Below are 13,986 nucleotides of genomic sequence, written 5' to 3'. Positions count from 1 at the left end.
CGTCTCCATGCGGTGGTTTCGCATGGTTACGAACCCTTTTAGGGACGTATCGGTTTGCAGTATAGTAATGGGTATTTCTACTGAGGACGACGATCCCTTCGAAGATCAACGGGAGGGAACGGAGAACGCGATGCGACGGTTGTTCGGGGTGTACGGCCGCGAGAACGCCTTCTCCTTTGGCGTCGGAACGCTGACGAGCCTCGTCGCGCGGATGCTCGATCTCCTGCCCCCGCTACTGCTCGGGATCGCGATCGACTCGATCTTCCGGAACGAGAGCCCGTTCGACCTACGGTTCGTGCCGTCGGCATGGATCCCAACGACCGAGATGGGGCAGTTCTGGTTCGTCGTGGGCCTGATCTGTGTCTCCTTCTTCGGTGGTGCGGCCTTTCACTACGGCCGCAACTGGGGGTGGAACGCGTTCTCCCAGAACATCCAGCATCAGATTCGCACGGACACCTACGACAAGATGCAGCGGCTGAACATGGACTTCTTCGCCGACAAGCAAACGGGAGAGATGATGTCGGTGCTGTCGAACGACGTCAACAGGCTAGAGCAGTTCCTGAACGGCGGGCTGAACTCCCTGTTCCGGCTGGGCGCGATGGTGGTCGGGATCGCGGCCATCATGCTGATCGAGAACTGGCAGCTCGCGCTGATCGCGTTGATCCCCGTGCCCCTCGTTGCGGGCTTCACCTACTGGTTCGTGAAGATCATCCAGCCGAAGTACGCCGAGGTCCGCTCGACGGTCGGCGAGATGAACTCCCGACTGGAGAACAATCTCGGGGGGATCCAGGTCATCAAATCGACCAACACCGAGGGGTACGAGTCCGACCGCGTCGACGACGTCTCCAAGTCGTACTACGACGCCCAGTGGGGGGCGATCAACATCCGAATCAAGTTCTTCCCTACGCTCCAGGTGATCTCGGGAATCGGCTTCGTCGCCACGTTCCTCATCGGCGGATTCTGGGTGCTCAACGGTCCGTTCGGGCCGTTCACGCAGCAACTCACCGTCGGGACGTTCACCACGTTCATCCTCTATACGCAACGGTTCATCTGGCCGATGGCGCAGTTCGGACAGATAATCAACATGTACCAGCGCGCCCGCGCCTCCGCCGAGCGCATCTTCGGGCTGATGGACGAGCCGAGCCGGCTCGAACAGGACCCGGACGCCGAGGATCTCACCGTCACCGAGGGCCACGTCGAGTACGACGACGTCACCTTCGGCTACGAGAGCGAGCGCGGCGATGGGAACCCCACGGTCGAGGACATCGATTTCGACGTTCCCGGTGGTGACACGGTGGCGCTCGTCGGCCCCACGGGTGCGGGCAAATCCACTGTCCTGAAGCTGCTACTCCGGATGTACGATGTCGACGAGGGCGAGATCCGGATCGACGACCAGGACATCGACAGCGTCACGCTGTCGAGCCTCCGGAAGTCGATCGGCTACGTCAGTCAGAACTCCTACCTGTTCTACGGCACGGTGAAGGAGAACATCGCGTACGGCACCTTCGACGCGACCGACGAGGAGATCGTCGAGGCCGCGAAGGCCGCCGAGGCCCACGAGTTCATTCAAAATCTCCCCGACGGCTACGACACGATGGCCGGCGAGCGCGGTGTGAAACTCTCGGGGGGCCAGCGCCAGCGCATCACCATCGCACGCGCGATCCTCAAGGATCCCGAGATCCTGGTGCTCGACGAGGCGACGAGCGACGTCGACACCGAGACCGAGATGCTGATCCAGCGGAGTCTCGACCGGCTGACCACGGATCGTACCACCTTTGCGATCGCTCACCGGCTGTCGAGCATCAAGGACGCCGACCAGATCGTGGTTCTCGAAGAGGGGCAGGTGCGCGAACGCGGCACCCACGACGACCTCATCGAAGCCGATGGGCTGTACGCCAACCTCTGGGCGGTCCAGGCCGGCGAGATCGACGAGCTCCCACAGGAGTTCATCGAGCGCGCGAGCCGTCGCCAGGCACGGACCGAGGCGGAAGCCGGCGACGACTAGAGCGACTCCGCGTCGTCGCCGTTGTCGTCGGGCTCCGTCGAGGGACCGCGATCTGAGTAGCCCTCGCGGCCGACGGCGTCGTCGCCGACCATGTTCTTGACCATCGTCTTGAGTTCGTCCGCGTCCTGATAGTTCTGCTCTTCGTCCTGAAGCGGTTCGAGGACCTCCCCGAGGGAGGCGCTCCCGTCGGGCAGACCGATCTCCGCGTCACCGTGGCGTTCGATCACCGTCTCGTGGTCGATGGGGTAGTCCATCGATTCGAGTTCGTCCTCGACGTCCCCGAACTCGACGCCCTGCTCTCTGGTGTCGTCTTCGTCGGTCATGGTGCAGCGGATCGACGCACAGCGACGGCAAAGGAGTTGTGCCTGCTTAAGCCTCCGGCGGCGTTCACCCCGGTATGCAGCTCACCGAGGCCACGTGGACCGATGCCGACGCGGTCGAGACCGATCTCGCAGTGCTTCCCGTCGGCAGCACCGAACAGCACGGTCCGCACGCGCCGCTCGGCACCGATCGTCTCACCGCGCGTGCGGTCGCGGCGGCGGGCGCGGAGCGCTACGAGGACGTCCACGACAGCGAAGTGGTCGTCGCACCCACCATCCCGGTGGGGATCGCCGAGGAGCACCGCCAGTTCGCCGGCACGCTCTGGGTCGCGCCCGACACCCTCCGGGAGTACGTCCGCGAGGTCGTCGCGAGCCTCGCCAGCCACGGCTGGGATCGGGTCGTGCTCGTCAACGGCCACGGCGGCAACGTCGATGCGCTTCGAGAAGTCTGTGGGACGATCACCCGTCACGATGCGGCCTACGCCGTCCCGTTCACGTGGTTCGAGGCCGCTGCGAGCCTGTCCGAGATGGGCCACGGCGGCCCGATCGAGACCGCGCTCCTCCGCGCCATCCATCCCGATCTCGTCCGCGAAGATCGCATCGAGGCGGCGCGGGCGGGAGCGAGCGAGACGTGGGGCGAGTGGGTTTCAGGGACGAACCTCGCGTTCGACGCGGCGGAGTTCACCGACAGCGGCGCGGTCGGCGACCCCAGCGACGGCAGCGCGGAACGCGGCGAGGAACTCTTAGAGGCTGCGACGGCGGCGCTCGTGGCGCTGCTGGACGCCATCGAGGACCGTGACGTGAGCCGACCGAAGCGGAAGTGATCACTCGGCGGCTTCTTCGGCCTCGCCCGAGCCGTCGGTCGCGTCGGCGTCGTCCGCGTCGTCGCTCTCGTCCGTGTCGTCCGCGCCGTTTGCAGCCTCGCTGGCCTCGTCGAGCGCCCCTCGAAGTTCGGGGACCGTACTCGACAGCTCGTCCGCGTGGTCGTGGGCAGCCTCGACGTCCTCCAGTACGGCTTCGAGTTCCTCGATCTGCTCGGCGAGGTCGTCGGCGTCGTCGAAGGCGTCGGCGCGCTCGCCCATCGCGTACCACTTCTTGGCGTCGCGGAGGCGGTCGGCGGCGTCGCCGGTGTCGAGCGCCTGCTCCAACGAGTTGAGCACGCCGAGCGTGTTGTCGGCCTCGACCGACCAGATCGCCTCGGATGCGGGCAGCGCCTCGCGCGCCGCCGCGAGGTGTTCTTCGACGTCGGTGCGGATGTCCGCCGCGGCCTCGTCGAACAGGTCGTCCTCGATCGTCGACTGGTTCATGACCGTGCGGTTCGCCCGCACGGGGTTTAAACCCGCGCCCGAAAGCGGAAGTGAAAACGGGCCGTGTCGTCGGTCTCAGATCGGTTTTCGTCGTGGTTTCGGAATCGATCGTCGACCGTCGATCGTCGCAACGCTTACCTTTCACCCGCGATCGACCGACACGGATGGACGAACAACAGCGCGTCGCGGCGTTCATCGCGGAGTACGATCTTCAGGGCGAGCCGGCGTTCCGGATCCTCGATCTGTCCGCCGAAGTCGGCGAGATCGCCGCCGACGCGACCAAATCGACCGAGTGGGGAACGGAGACGAACGATCTCGACATCGAGACCGACGAGATCGGCGACGCACTCTTCTCGTTGCTCGCGGTCGCCGAATCGCTCGACGTCGACGCCGGCGACGCACTCGACGAATCGCTCGCGAAGTACGAGGAGCGACTCGACGAGACGGGAAGCGCCTCGTCCGACGGCTGACTCGGCGGGTTAGTCCAGCGCCTCGACGGATGCGATCCGCATTCGAGGATACCCCTCTTCCATCGCCATTCGTGCCGTGACTCGGTTTTTCTCGAACTCTACGACAAGTTCGACTTCCATGAACCGGCCCGTGAGTTCGGTGTAGCCGTGATCGATAGCGGCGTCGAGTTCGTCGGTAAGGATCGCGACCGAGACCGACTCGCAGTGGGGCTGGTTCTCGATCGCGTCCTCGATCGCGCGCTCCAGACTCGCTGCGCTGGCCGGGCTGACCGGGGTGCCGGCGAACTGGTGGTACAGCGCGCCGAACTTGATCCCCGCCTCGAAGCAGGCGGTTTCGGCGTCAGTCGGTGAAGCTGTGTCCATCTCGGAATCTGTAGTCATCGAGCTACGGTCCGTGGGGAGCGAACAAATACGCTGTCAGTCGAACAGTCGAAGTCGAGTCACGATGCAAACGAGAACCGCAGGCCACACGCCTCCCCAGCCGATTCCTTCGCTCACTCCCGTTGGTCGTTCGCTCAGTCATCCCTCGCACGAGTCGCACGCCTCCGGCGTGCTCCCGCGCGCCACCGCCCACTACCTTCGGTGTCAAACGGCGGCGAACGTCCCTGTCGCGTTCTCTCACGGAATCCATATACGGAGCGAGTCCCTCATGTCGGTCATGGATTACGAAGCCAGTCTCGACCGGGCGATGGACTCGGTCCCCGACCTCGACACCGGCGATTCGCGCCTCGACGTGCCCGACGCGGAGGCCCAGAAGGACGGCGCGTTCACGCGGCTCGTGAACCTCGGCCGGGTCGCCGACGCGCTCTCGCGCGAGCCCGAACACCTCCACCGGGTGATCCAGCGCGAGCTCGGGACCAACGGCCAGTTCGGCGGCGACCGCGCGCGATACAACGGCTCCTTTTCCGACGGCGACTTCGACGCGGCCATCGACGACTACATCGAGGAGTTCGTGACCTGCTCGGAGTGTGGCCTTCCGGACACCAGGCTCGAAATGGAGGGGCGGACCCGGATGCTCCGGTGTGAGGCGTGTGGAGCCTTCCGCCCGGTCGCGAAGAACACCGGCTCCCAGCAGTCCCGCCAGCAGCCAGACGTCGAGGAGGGCCGGACCTACGAGGTCAAGATCACGGGAACGGGCCGGAAGGGCGACGGCGTCGCGGAGAAAGGGAAGTACACCATCTTCGTCCCCGGTGCACAGGAGGGCGACGTGGTCGACGCCTACATCGAGAACATCAGCGGGACGCTCGCGTTCGCCCGGCTGGCCTGACTCCGGATTCGCCACACGGCAGCGAACCGCACGTTACTTACCGACGGGTTCCCGACTCCCGGCCGAATGGCGGGGAGGTCACGGGGTTCGAAAGTGTTGCTCACCGGCGCGTCGGGGCGCGTCGGCGAGGCGATCCTGCGCCGGCTCGGTGAGGAGTACGACTGGCGGCTGCTCGACCGCGAACCGCCGACCGGCGAGCCCGACCACGAGTACGTCGTCGCGGACGTCACCGACGCGGAGGCCGTGCGCGAGGCGATGGCGGGCGTGGATCGAGTCATCCACCTCGCTGGCGACCCTCGACCGGAAGCGCCGTGGGACAGCGTGCTCGCGAACAACATCGACGGGACTCGAACTGTGGTCGCGGCGGCCGCCGACGCCGGCGTCGAGAAGTTCGTCTTCGCCTCCTCGAACCACGCGGTCGGCGCGTACGAGACCGACGAGCGCGTGCCCGAACTGTATCGCGAGGACGACGAGTTCCGGCTCGACGGCACCGAACTGCCGCGGCCGAGCAACCTCTACGGTGTTGGCAAAGTCGCCGGCGAGACGCTGTGTCGGTACTACCACGACGAGACGGGGATGAGCGCGGTCTGCGTTCGCGTCGGGAACTTGACCGAAGATCACCCACCGGTGAACTACGAGCGCGGCCAGGCGATGTGGCTCTCCTATCGGGACTGTGCCCACCTCTTCGAGCGGTGTCTCGAAGCCGACTACGAGTACGAGATCGTCTACGGCATCTCCGACAACGACCGGAAATACTACTCCATCGAGCGCGCCCGCGAAGTGCTCGGCTACGATCCACAGGACAACTCGGTCGAGTTCTAAAGCCACGAGAACGTCTTTCGACAGTTCGCAAATCGGAAACGAATATCAGGCTTCGACCTGTCTAGCTAAGCGCGAACCTCGATAAGGCGAATCGGTTCTCCGTTCCCCGCAAAGCCTATGTAGTGCTGTTCTGACTCGTTTTCGTGAGCAGATTAGAAGACGCAAAGCAACAACCGCTTGTACTGATCGAGCTGTCGATCGTCTTCCTGTTTATCGTTATCACCGGTCTCTGGGTCATCGGACCGGTCTTAGGAGACCTTCATCCGATGTTCGAGCAGGAGCTGGCTACCGACGATAGTGTGAGACGGGATCTCCCCGAAACACCTCGGGGGTGGGCGATCGCAGCGTACGGTCTGATCGTACTACTGTCGTATGCGAAGATTCGGAAGCGGATCGTCGGTCCGTTCGACCAAGGCAATCGAAGTGTCGGTACGCTCGGTCTGGTTGGTGTGTTCGTGGTTATCGTCCTGTTGACTGTGGCGACCCTTGGATCCGTGCTGTTCGTTCTCTGAGACGCTACTGCCGGTGATGGCCACTGAGAACGACTCAACCGAGTGTTACGGCTCGAACAGCCCGTCAACGTCGCGGTCGCGGGCGGCTCGGCGTTCGGTGTGCTCGGTGAGGCGCTGGTGGACGATCCCTCGGTTGTCGGGATCGCGAACGAAGTCGATCACGAGCGTCACGAACGGGCTGGTCTCGTTGCCGGCAGCGAAGTCCTCACGGGCGTACTCGACGGCGCGCTCGACGGTCGCGTGGTCGCCTTCGCCCGCCTCGGCGAGAACCTCCGCAGCGACCGCACTCGCCGCGAAGTCGAGGTCGTCGAGATCGAGTTGCTGGCCCTCGTAGGTCAACAGGAGCGGCGGCGCGCGTTCGATCGACTCTGGATCGGCGTGGAGGGTCGCGAGAGACGCCCGGACCTCGCCGACGTTCACGCCGCGGTAGTCCTCGGGGAGGTCGGCGAGATACTCGCGGGCGCTCTCGGCGAGGCCGCACGCGCCCGCCCAGTTGCGGCCGGTCGCGTGGTGGACCGCCGCGGTGAACTGGATCAGCCCGTGGAGAAAGCGCTCGTCGTCGCCCGCATCGAGCGCGAGCCAGCGATCCTCCCACGCGTCGTGGGCGGCGTGGAAGCGACCGGCGGTGTAGATCGCGATGCCGGCCCGGAGGTGGTCGTTCATACCTGTCGTTCGGCGGGCGGGCCGAAACGCGTTCCGGGTATATCGACGCTACGGTGGTCGACCGCTCACTCGGTGGGCACGTCGGTACGGTTTTCGAGGTAGGATTCGAGCCGTGCGACGTTGCGCCTGTTGGGCTTCCAGACCGCATCGAAAAGCGTTCCAGCGACCGGGACCGACCCGGTGACCGTGTCAACGGCGACGTCTCCGATCATCAGAGCGAGAGTCTTCGGCGGTACCCCAAGGCGTGCGGCCTCGGCGACAATGTGCATCGAGAGCGCCGCGCCAGCGAGATCACCCGAGATCGGGACGATGCTCAGGACCGGATCGATCCCGACGCGGTAGCCGATCACGGGGATCGGGATCGCGTCGTCGAGGAGTGTAGCCATCGCTCGGGAGCGTTTCAGCGCCCCGCGCTCGCGGGCCGAGAGGGCGTCGAGGTCGGGGTCGTCCTCTCTGGCTGCTGCCTCCTCGAACCAGTCCTGGAGCGTGCCGAGTACGTCGGTGGACGAGTCGTCTACAGACATATGCGTATCACCGACCCGCGCACGGATAGGTATGCTGCCGGCGAGAGCGGGCAACCACCGCACCGACGACCGGAGCACCGTCGGGAGCAGCTTCGCTCGATTCGACGCGTCGAGTCGAGCAGAACGCAGAGAACGTCGGGGTGAACGCGGCGGCCGTGGGGAAACGCTTTGACCGCTGGCCGCCAGTCCGAGGCATGGCGCGCGAACACTTCGAGGACGTCACTGTGGGCGAGACCCGCGAGTTCGGCAGCCGCGACGTGACCCGCGAGGAGATCGTCGAGTTCGCCGGGCGCTACGACCCACAGCCGTTCCACACGGACGAGGGGGCCGCCGGAGAGTCCATGTTCGGTGGGTTGATCGCGAGCGGCTGGCACACCGCGGCGATGACGATGGAACTGCTCGTCACGAACGTCTTCGAGGACTCCGGTGCGACGGGTGCGGTCGGGATCGACGAACTCCGGTGGCCGAACCCGGTGCGACCGGACGACACGCTCTCGGTTCGGACCGAGGTGCTCGACACCGAGTCGTGGAGCGATCGTCTCGGACTGGTTCGTAGCAAGACGACGACCCACAACCAGGACGGCGACGAAGTCATGTCGATGATCGGGCTCGTGCTGTACGAGCGGCGCGACTCCGAGTGAGCGGCGTTCGGTGAAGCGACCGTCAGCCGAGACGGCCGACTGCCCCTACTCGACTCCACCGACGCCGCTCGCTGCATCCGGGAGGTCGTGCGGTTCAGCCGGCAGTCCCAGTTCTTCGAGCGCGGCCGCGAGGTGTTCTTCCTCGGCGTAGTCGGCACCCTCCTCTTCCCGGATGCGCTGGGCGGTCGCGAGCACCTCGCCCCGGCGATCGTCGGGGATTGCGTACTTGTCGGTGGCGAGTTCGATCACGAGACCGTTGTTGTCGCGGGTGTACAGCGAGTGGAAGATACCGCGGTCGAAGACGTTGTAGCCACGGCCGTCGTCGTCGAGTGCCGCCATCACCTCGCCGAAGCGTTCGGGATCGACGCCGAAGGAGAGGTGGTGGACCCCACCGACGCCGCTGCGTTGGGGCTGGGGGTTCGAATCGCGGTCGTCGCTCACGAAGAACGTCACGATGCGGCCGTCGCCGGTGTCGAAAAAGAGGTGGGTCTGGGAGGGATCGTCGAGGTTCGGCTGGCGCAGCACGAGGCTCATGCCGAGGAGGTCGCGGTAGAAGGCGAGCGTGTCGGCCTCGTTGCTGCCCCAGACGGTGACGTGATCGGTGCCGGTGGTGTGAAACGGACTGTCGGGCCGGTCCGCGGTGACCGGGGGTGCATCGTCGTTCATCGGGTCGAACTCGGATGCCGACGTGAATGAATCTGTCCGTGGGCGTTTGCGATCGCCGGATGGACATTTATGAGAACGGGCGATCAACGGTGATTCCATGAGCGAGCACGATCACGACTACACGCTGACCGTTCGGCCGAACGCCACCCTCCGGGTTGCGTACAGCGCCGACGGCGGGACGCTCGAAAAGGCCCTGGTCGCCTTCGAGTACGGCCACGACGGGATCGACGGAATGAACGATGCCGACGAGGGATTCGTCTGGCGGGGCTACGAGATCGCGCTCTCGCGCAACGGCGAGAACGTGCTCGATCGCGGGTCGCCGTTCGTCGAATCTGGCGACGTCGAGCGCGGGCTCGAACGCGGCGTCGGCACCGCCACCAGGTACGGCCGGCAGCTCCGCGAGCGCATCGGCGACCTCCGTGAGCGACGGTCGGGATCGTCGCTCGGGACCGGGGACGACGGGGCGGCCGAAACGCCGCGAACGGTCGAAATCCCCGGTCCACGCGACACGACCATCGAGATCGCGCTGTCGGGGTCGTCGGCGACGTTCGACCTCTACGAGGACGACGGCGGGAACTGGCGCTGGCGACTGACCCACGACGACGAGACGCTCGCGGTCAGCTCGACGGGCTACGACTCGCGCGAGGACGCCGAGGAGTCCATCACCGCGCTCAAAGCGAACGCGCTCGGCGCTGACGTCGAAAGCTGAACAGCCGCTCACCGGTTTTCGATGCGGAAGAATTCCTGGCGGAGTCCTGCGCGAACGCAGTGAGCGCAGGGCACGCCAGGGCGCGACCGAAGGGAGCGTCCTGGCGGAGATTTGAACTCCGGTCACCGGCTCCGCAGGCCAGTAGGATAGTCCACTACCCAACCAGGACTCACTCCCCTCTACACCAGTTCGGGTTAAACCCGTTACGGTTGCCGCGCGGGCCGCCACAAGACCCATGTTTTCGCCCGGTGACGTGCCAACATGAACCGTCGTGAGGTCCTCGTGGCGACTGCCGCCATCGTGGGTACCGGCTGTCTCGGCGACGGTGGAAGCGACAACGGCTCGACAGCCGAATCCACCGACGGAGCCGCCACGACGGCTGGATCGACCGAGACAGACGTCACGGACAGGGTTGAGACAACCACCACTACCGAAACGGGGACGACGACCGCCGAACCGACGGCCACGACGACCGAAAGCGAGGCCACAGGAACCACGACCGAAGCCCGCACCGAGACGCCGGGCAGAACGACCACGGATGGGCCGACGACCAACGGAACAACGATGAACGGAACGACGAACGAGACGGCGACGAACGGCTCGGCGGCGGATCGGTCGTTCACGGTGCGCGAGACGGGGGGCGAAGTGGGCAACGAGGCGAGCGTCGCCATCGAAAACGACGGGTCGCGGATCGTCGTGACCGGGACGATCACCGGCGAGAACGGATGTCAGACGGCTACCCTCGACTCGGTCCGCACCGACGCTGGCGAGGTCCGGATCGTGGTCGCCACCGAGCGCGCCGCGGACGCCGGCACGATGTGTACGCAGGCGCTCGTCGGGATCAGCTATCGTGCGACCGTCACCGTCGAGAGCCAGCCGGCGTCGGTGACGGTGATCCACCGCGGCGCTGGCGACGAGAAGACGGTCGCTACCGCCGAGCCCGGTGGATGAGCCGCAGTCCACCCGAAGTGTATCCGTGAAAGCGCGGACAACGCCACCGAGAGCGAAGCGTGCGCTCGGGACAGAGATCGCACGACAGCGACGGGGTACTCCGTGACGACAACGCTTAAGCGCGCATCGCTCATGGACTGGCGTAGAACATGGGTGCGATAGCAGAGATCTACGCGGACCTCGACGCCGACGTACCCGAGGGGGAGTTCCGGGCGGCCGTCGAGGAGAAGGTCGAGGAGATGGGGGGGCTCGCCGACGAGGAGACCGCCGCGATGTTGATCGCCCACGAGGTCGCCGACGGCGAGGTCGAGGGTGTCGCGGACGTCGAACCGGGGATGGAGGAGGCGAAGTTCGTCGCGAAGGTCACGAGCGTCGGCGAGCTCCGCACCTTCGAGCGCGACGGCGAGGACGAGGACGGCCAGGTCATCAACGTCGAGGTCGCCGACGAGACGGGACGGATCAGGGTCGCGTTCTGGGACGAACGGGCAGCGGGCGCGGCCGAGGAGCTCGAAACCGGCGCGGTGCTCAGGGTTGCGGGCCGACCGCGCGAGGGGTACAACGGGATCGAGGTCAGCGCGGATCGGGTCGAACCGGCCGACGTCGAGGTCGACGTCGATCTCGACGCCGCCGACACCATCGCGGGGCTCTCGCTCGGTCAGTCCGACGTCGATCTCACAGGGTTAGTGCTCGACACCGACACCATCAGAACCTTCGACCGCGACGACGGCTCGGAGGGACGGGTGGCGAACCTCACGCTCGGCGACGAGACGGGCCGGACGCGGGTGACGCTCTGGGACGACCAGGCCGAACGGGTCGAGGAGTTCGCCGCCGGCACGACGATCGAACTCACCGACGGCTACGTCCGCGAGCGCAACGGCGACCTCGAACTCCACGTCGGCGATCGCGGGGGACTCACGGAGGTCGACACGACTGTCGAGTACACGCCCGAAACCACCCCGATCGACGATCTGGAGATCGATACGACGGTGGACATCGGCGGCGTCATCAGGTCGACCGATCCCAAACGCACCTTCGACCGCGACGACGGCTCGGAGGGTCAGGTCAGAAACGTCCGAATCCAGGACGAGACCGGCGATATCCGGGTGGCGCTGTGGGGCGAGAAGGCCGACCGCGATCTGGGACCGGGCGACGAGGTCCAGTTCGCGGACGTCGAGATTCAGGACGGCTGGCAGGACGATCTCGAAGCCTCGGCGGGCTGGCAGACGAGCGTGACGACGTTCGACACCGGCGACGTACCCTCGGCGGCCGAGGGCGACGAGACCGGCGAAGACGACGAGACCGGTCTCGGCGCGTTCGCCGGCGGTGGCGGGGATGACGAGAGCAAGGAGGACGGTCCGAGGGATGGCGAGTCGGGGGACGGCACCGATCACGGAGAAGAGGCCGGCTCAACGGCGGAAAGCGGAGCCGAGGGCGGCGACGGCGGCCCGATCGAGTTCACCGGAACGGTCGTGCAGGCGAGCGATCCGGTGGTGCTCGACAACGGCAGCGAGACGATGCGCGTCGAGACGTCTTCGACCACGCACCTCGGCGAGGAGCTCACCGCCCGCGGACGGATGGCGGAGGGGACGCTCGACGCGGACGAGGTGTTCTGACACGTCACGGAAACCCTTAAGACCGGAACAGTCCGCGTATGCGCTATGAGCGTCGAGCTCCCGTTCGCGCCGGTCGATGCCGTGATCCGTCGGCACGCCGGCTCGCTGCGGGTGAGCAGCGAGGCCACCGAGGAGCTCGCCGAACGCATCCAGGAGCGCGGCGCGCGTCTCGCGGCCGACGCCGCCCGACGTGCGACCGACGACGACCGGAAAACCCTCCAGGTGGAGGACTTCGACGCCGACGCCGCCGGGTCCGACGACCTCGAACTCCCGGTCGCGCCGGTCGACCGCATCGCTCGCCTCGACATCGACGATCGCTACCGGGTCGCGCGCGACGCCCGGGTCGCGCTCGCCGGCCGGCTCGAACGCTACGCCGGCCGGGTCGCGGCGGCCGCGGCGGTGCTCGCGCGCCACGCCGGCCGGCGCACGATCACGGTCGCCGACGTCGAGACGTACTTCGAACTCGCGCCGTACTACCCCGACGAATGAGATTCGGCTACTCCGCCGAGTGTCTCGATCACGATCCCGGCGCGCGCCACCCCGAGAGCCCCGATCGGCTCCGCGCCATCCGGCGGGCGCTCGCGAAACGCCACGGCGTCGAGTACGTCGAGGCCGACCCGATCGACGAGACGGCGGCGCGGGCGGCCCACGACCCCGACTACGTCCGCGAGTTCCGGGAGTTCTGCGCGTCGGGCGGCGGCCAGTGGGATCCCGACACCGTCGCGGTCGAGGCGACATGGGATGCCGCACTCCGGAGTGCGGGTCAGGCGGTGTGGGCCGCCGAAGCCGCCCTCGACGGGGCGAGCGGGCGCGAGACCCCCTTCGCCCTCGGGCGACCACCGGGCCACCACGCGGTCGCCGACGACGCGATGGGCTTCTGTTTCCTCAACAACGCCGCCATCGCGGCCGAAGCGATGATCGACGACGGCCGCGCGGAGCGGGTCGCCATCGTCGACTGGGATGTCCACCACGGCAACGGCACCCAGGACATCTTCGAAGACCGCGGCGACGTGTTCTACGCCTCGATCCACGAGCGCGGGCTCTATCCGGGCACCGGCGAGGCGGGCGAGATCGGAACAGGCGACGGCGCAGGGACGACCGCGAACCTCGCCTTCCCCTCCGGCGCGGGCGATCCGGCGTACGTCGCCGCGGTGGACGAGGTGTTCGCGCCGCTGCTCGATTCGTTCGATCCCGATCTCCTCCTCGTGAGCGCGGGCTTCGACGCTCACGAGCACGATCCGATCTCGCGGATGAGCGTCTCGACCGAGGGGTACGGCGTGCTCGCCGCCCGATTGCGCGATCTCGCAGCGCGATCGGACGCGGGCTACGGGTTCGTGCTCGAAGGCGGCTACGGCCTCGAAACCCTCTCGGAGAGCATCACGACGGTGAACGAGGTGTTCGGTGGGTACGATCCCGTCGAACCCGACGGATCGGTCGACGATCGCGCGCGCTCGGTCATCGACGAGGTCCGAACCGCTCACGGTCTCGGCACGTGATCAACAGCATCGGCAGCAAC

Annotated in this window: 18 protein-coding genes and 1 tRNA gene; 12 read left to right on the top strand and 7 right to left on the bottom strand. The window is 66.6% G+C overall.

From position 1 onward, the window contains the following. The first annotated feature begins 67 nt into the window (after window positions 1-67). Window positions 68-2,005 (top strand): ABC transporter ATP-binding protein, encoded by a 1,938-nt coding sequence (locus tag TX76_RS07470; RefSeq protein WP_049901133.1) that lies wholly within the window; start codon window positions 68-70, stop codon window positions 2,003-2,005. Here the strand turns inward: TX76_RS07470 and TX76_RS07465 are convergent. Beyond that, window positions 2,002-2,328 (bottom strand): DUF5789 family protein, encoded by a 327-nt coding sequence (locus TX76_RS07465; protein WP_049901131.1) that lies wholly within the window; start codon window positions 2,326-2,328, stop codon window positions 2,002-2,004. The two genes, TX76_RS07470 and TX76_RS07465, sit on opposite strands and share 4 nt — an antisense overlap. Window positions 2,329-2,402: 74 nt before the next feature. Here TX76_RS07465 and TX76_RS07460 point away from each other — a divergent pair, with 74 nt between their 5' ends. Next, window positions 2,403-3,149, top strand: coding sequence for a creatininase family protein (locus TX76_RS07460; protein ID WP_049901129.1), 747 nt, complete (start codon window positions 2,403-2,405; stop codon window positions 3,147-3,149). Here the strand turns inward: TX76_RS07460 and TX76_RS07455 are convergent, their stop codons facing one another. Beyond that, window positions 3,150-3,632: a DUF5790 family protein gene (locus TX76_RS07455; RefSeq protein WP_049901249.1), complete on the bottom strand. Its 483-nt coding sequence runs from the start codon at window positions 3,630-3,632 to the stop codon at window positions 3,150-3,152. Between the two features lie 164 nt (window positions 3,633-3,796). On the opposite strand from TX76_RS07455, the gene TX76_RS07450 reads away from it, so the two are divergent. Beyond that, a complete protein-coding gene (locus TX76_RS07450) occupies window positions 3,797-4,102 on the top strand; it encodes a MazG nucleotide pyrophosphohydrolase domain-containing protein (RefSeq protein WP_049901247.1) in 306 nt (101 codons plus the stop codon). Between the two features lie 9 nt (window positions 4,103-4,111). Here TX76_RS07450 and TX76_RS07445 read toward each other — a convergent pair whose 3' ends face one another. Continuing rightward, a complete protein-coding gene (locus TX76_RS07445; RefSeq protein ID WP_049901127.1) occupies window positions 4,112-4,483 on the bottom strand; it encodes a dihydroneopterin aldolase family protein in 372 nt (123 codons plus the stop codon). A gap of 277 nt (window positions 4,484-4,760) precedes the next feature. Between TX76_RS07445 and TX76_RS07440 the strand changes: the two genes are divergently transcribed. From TX76_RS07440 to TX76_RS07430, 3 genes are all read left to right on the top strand, one after another. Then, entirely contained in the window at window positions 4,761-5,369 is a 609-nt protein-coding gene (locus TX76_RS07440; protein WP_049901245.1) for a translation initiation factor IF-2 subunit beta, read from the top strand. Window positions 5,370-5,435: 66 nt separating this feature from the next. Next, on the top strand, window positions 5,436-6,191 hold the full coding sequence (azf, locus tag TX76_RS07435; protein ID WP_049901125.1) for an NAD-dependent glucose-6-phosphate dehydrogenase Azf: 756 nt from the start codon (window positions 5,436-5,438) through the stop codon (window positions 6,189-6,191). A gap of 143 nt (window positions 6,192-6,334) precedes the next feature. Beyond that, the gene (locus tag TX76_RS07430; RefSeq protein ID WP_049901123.1) at window positions 6,335-6,703 is read left to right on the top strand and encodes a hypothetical protein; all 369 of its coding nucleotides are present in this window, start codon (window positions 6,335-6,337) and stop codon (window positions 6,701-6,703) included. 45 nt (window positions 6,704-6,748) lie between these two features. On the opposite strand, the gene TX76_RS07425 is transcribed toward TX76_RS07430, so the two are convergent. Both TX76_RS07425 and TX76_RS07420 read right to left on the bottom strand, forming a co-directional pair. Continuing rightward, window positions 6,749-7,366: a DUF309 domain-containing protein gene (locus TX76_RS07425; RefSeq protein ID WP_049901121.1), complete on the bottom strand. Its 618-nt coding sequence runs from the start codon at window positions 7,364-7,366 to the stop codon at window positions 6,749-6,751. A 65-nt stretch (window positions 7,367-7,431) separates the two neighbouring features. After that, window positions 7,432-7,890 carry a DUF4112 domain-containing protein gene (locus tag TX76_RS07420; RefSeq protein WP_079890773.1) on the bottom strand — a complete coding sequence of 153 codons (459 nt, stop codon included), beginning with the start codon at window positions 7,888-7,890 and terminating at the stop codon, window positions 7,432-7,434. 194 nt (window positions 7,891-8,084) lie between these two features. Here TX76_RS07420 and TX76_RS07415 point away from each other — a divergent pair, with 194 nt between their 5' ends. Next, complete coding sequence (locus tag TX76_RS07415; RefSeq protein WP_049901119.1) at window positions 8,085-8,531, top strand: MaoC family dehydratase; 447 nt, start codon at window positions 8,085-8,087, stop codon at window positions 8,529-8,531. 45 nt (window positions 8,532-8,576) lie between these two features. On the opposite strand, the gene TX76_RS07410 is transcribed toward TX76_RS07415, so the two are convergent. Continuing rightward, the gene (locus TX76_RS07410) at window positions 8,577-9,197 is read right to left on the bottom strand and encodes a VOC family protein (RefSeq protein ID WP_049901118.1); all 621 of its coding nucleotides are present in this window, start codon (window positions 9,195-9,197) and stop codon (window positions 8,577-8,579) included. A 97-nt stretch (window positions 9,198-9,294) separates the two neighbouring features. Between TX76_RS07410 and TX76_RS07405 the strand changes: the two genes are divergently transcribed. Continuing rightward, window positions 9,295-9,906, top strand: coding sequence for a YegP family protein (locus TX76_RS07405; RefSeq protein WP_049901116.1), 612 nt, complete (start codon window positions 9,295-9,297; stop codon window positions 9,904-9,906). Window positions 9,907-10,002: 96 nt separating this feature from the next. Here TX76_RS07405 and TX76_RS07400 read toward each other — a convergent pair. Beyond that, window positions 10,003-10,075: transfer RNA gene (locus tag TX76_RS07400), tRNA-Arg, on the bottom strand. A gap of 92 nt (window positions 10,076-10,167) precedes the next feature. Between TX76_RS07400 and TX76_RS07395 the strand changes: the two genes are divergently transcribed. The 4 genes from TX76_RS07395 (at window position 10,168) to TX76_RS07380 (ending at window position 13,966) form a co-directional block, all read left to right on the top strand. Further along, window positions 10,168-10,857: a hypothetical protein gene (locus TX76_RS07395; RefSeq protein WP_049901113.1), complete on the top strand. Its 690-nt coding sequence runs from the start codon at window positions 10,168-10,170 to the stop codon at window positions 10,855-10,857. A gap of 149 nt (window positions 10,858-11,006) precedes the next feature. Beyond that, window positions 11,007-12,470, top strand: a complete 1,464-nt coding sequence (locus TX76_RS07390; protein WP_049901111.1) for a single-stranded DNA binding protein — start codon at window positions 11,007-11,009, stop codon at window positions 12,468-12,470. A 45-nt stretch (window positions 12,471-12,515) separates the two neighbouring features. Further along, a complete protein-coding gene (locus TX76_RS07385) occupies window positions 12,516-12,959 on the top strand; it encodes a histone-like protein (RefSeq protein WP_049901109.1) in 444 nt (147 codons plus the stop codon). Beyond that, on the top strand, window positions 12,956-13,966 hold the full coding sequence (locus TX76_RS07380; RefSeq protein WP_049901107.1) for a histone deacetylase family protein: 1,011 nt from the start codon (window positions 12,956-12,958) through the stop codon (window positions 13,964-13,966). The genes TX76_RS07385 and TX76_RS07380 overlap by 4 nt, the downstream gene beginning before the upstream one ends. Window positions 13,967-13,986: the final 20 nt, after the last annotated feature.

It is taken from the genome of Halococcus agarilyticus (assembly GCF_000334895.1).
GTDB classification, from domain to species: Archaea; Halobacteriota; Halobacteria; order Halobacteriales; family Halococcaceae; genus Halococcus; species Halococcus agarilyticus.
The sequence above is the reverse complement of the archived record's forward strand: the minus strand, read 5'-3'. Positions and strand labels throughout refer to the sequence as shown.

Coding starts and splice junctions, on each gene's coding strand:
- TX76_RS07470 (WP_049901133.1), top strand. CDS start 68: ATGGGTATTTCTACTGAGGACGACGATCCCTTCGAAGATCAACGGGAG.
- TX76_RS07465 (WP_049901131.1), bottom strand. CDS start 2,328: ATGACCGACGAAGACGACACCAGAGAGCAGGGCGTCGAGTTCGGGGAC.
- TX76_RS07460 (WP_049901129.1), top strand. CDS start 2,403: ATGCAGCTCACCGAGGCCACGTGGACCGATGCCGACGCGGTCGAGACC.
- TX76_RS07455 (WP_049901249.1), bottom strand. CDS start 3,632: ATGAACCAGTCGACGATCGAGGACGACCTGTTCGACGAGGCCGCGGCG.
- TX76_RS07450 (WP_049901247.1), top strand. CDS start 3,797: ATGGACGAACAACAGCGCGTCGCGGCGTTCATCGCGGAGTACGATCTT.
- TX76_RS07445 (WP_049901127.1), bottom strand. CDS start 4,483: ATGACTACAGATTCCGAGATGGACACAGCTTCACCGACTGACGCCGAA.
- TX76_RS07440 (WP_049901245.1), top strand. CDS start 4,761: ATGGATTACGAAGCCAGTCTCGACCGGGCGATGGACTCGGTCCCCGAC.
- azf (WP_049901125.1), top strand. CDS start 5,436: ATGGCGGGGAGGTCACGGGGTTCGAAAGTGTTGCTCACCGGCGCGTCG.
- TX76_RS07425 (WP_049901121.1), bottom strand. CDS start 7,366: ATGAACGACCACCTCCGGGCCGGCATCGCGATCTACACCGCCGGTCGC.
- TX76_RS07420 (WP_079890773.1), bottom strand. CDS start 7,890: ATGTCTGTAGACGACTCGTCCACCGACGTACTCGGCACGCTCCAGGAC.
- TX76_RS07415 (WP_049901119.1), top strand. CDS start 8,085: ATGGCGCGCGAACACTTCGAGGACGTCACTGTGGGCGAGACCCGCGAG.
- TX76_RS07410 (WP_049901118.1), bottom strand. CDS start 9,197: ATGAACGACGATGCACCCCCGGTCACCGCGGACCGGCCCGACAGTCCG.
- TX76_RS07405 (WP_049901116.1), top strand. CDS start 9,295: ATGAGCGAGCACGATCACGACTACACGCTGACCGTTCGGCCGAACGCC.
- TX76_RS07395 (WP_049901113.1), top strand. CDS start 10,168: ATGAACCGTCGTGAGGTCCTCGTGGCGACTGCCGCCATCGTGGGTACC.
- TX76_RS07390 (WP_049901111.1), top strand. CDS start 11,007: ATGGGTGCGATAGCAGAGATCTACGCGGACCTCGACGCCGACGTACCC.
- TX76_RS07385 (WP_049901109.1), top strand. CDS start 12,516: ATGAGCGTCGAGCTCCCGTTCGCGCCGGTCGATGCCGTGATCCGTCGG.
- TX76_RS07380 (WP_049901107.1), top strand. CDS start 12,956: ATGAGATTCGGCTACTCCGCCGAGTGTCTCGATCACGATCCCGGCGCG.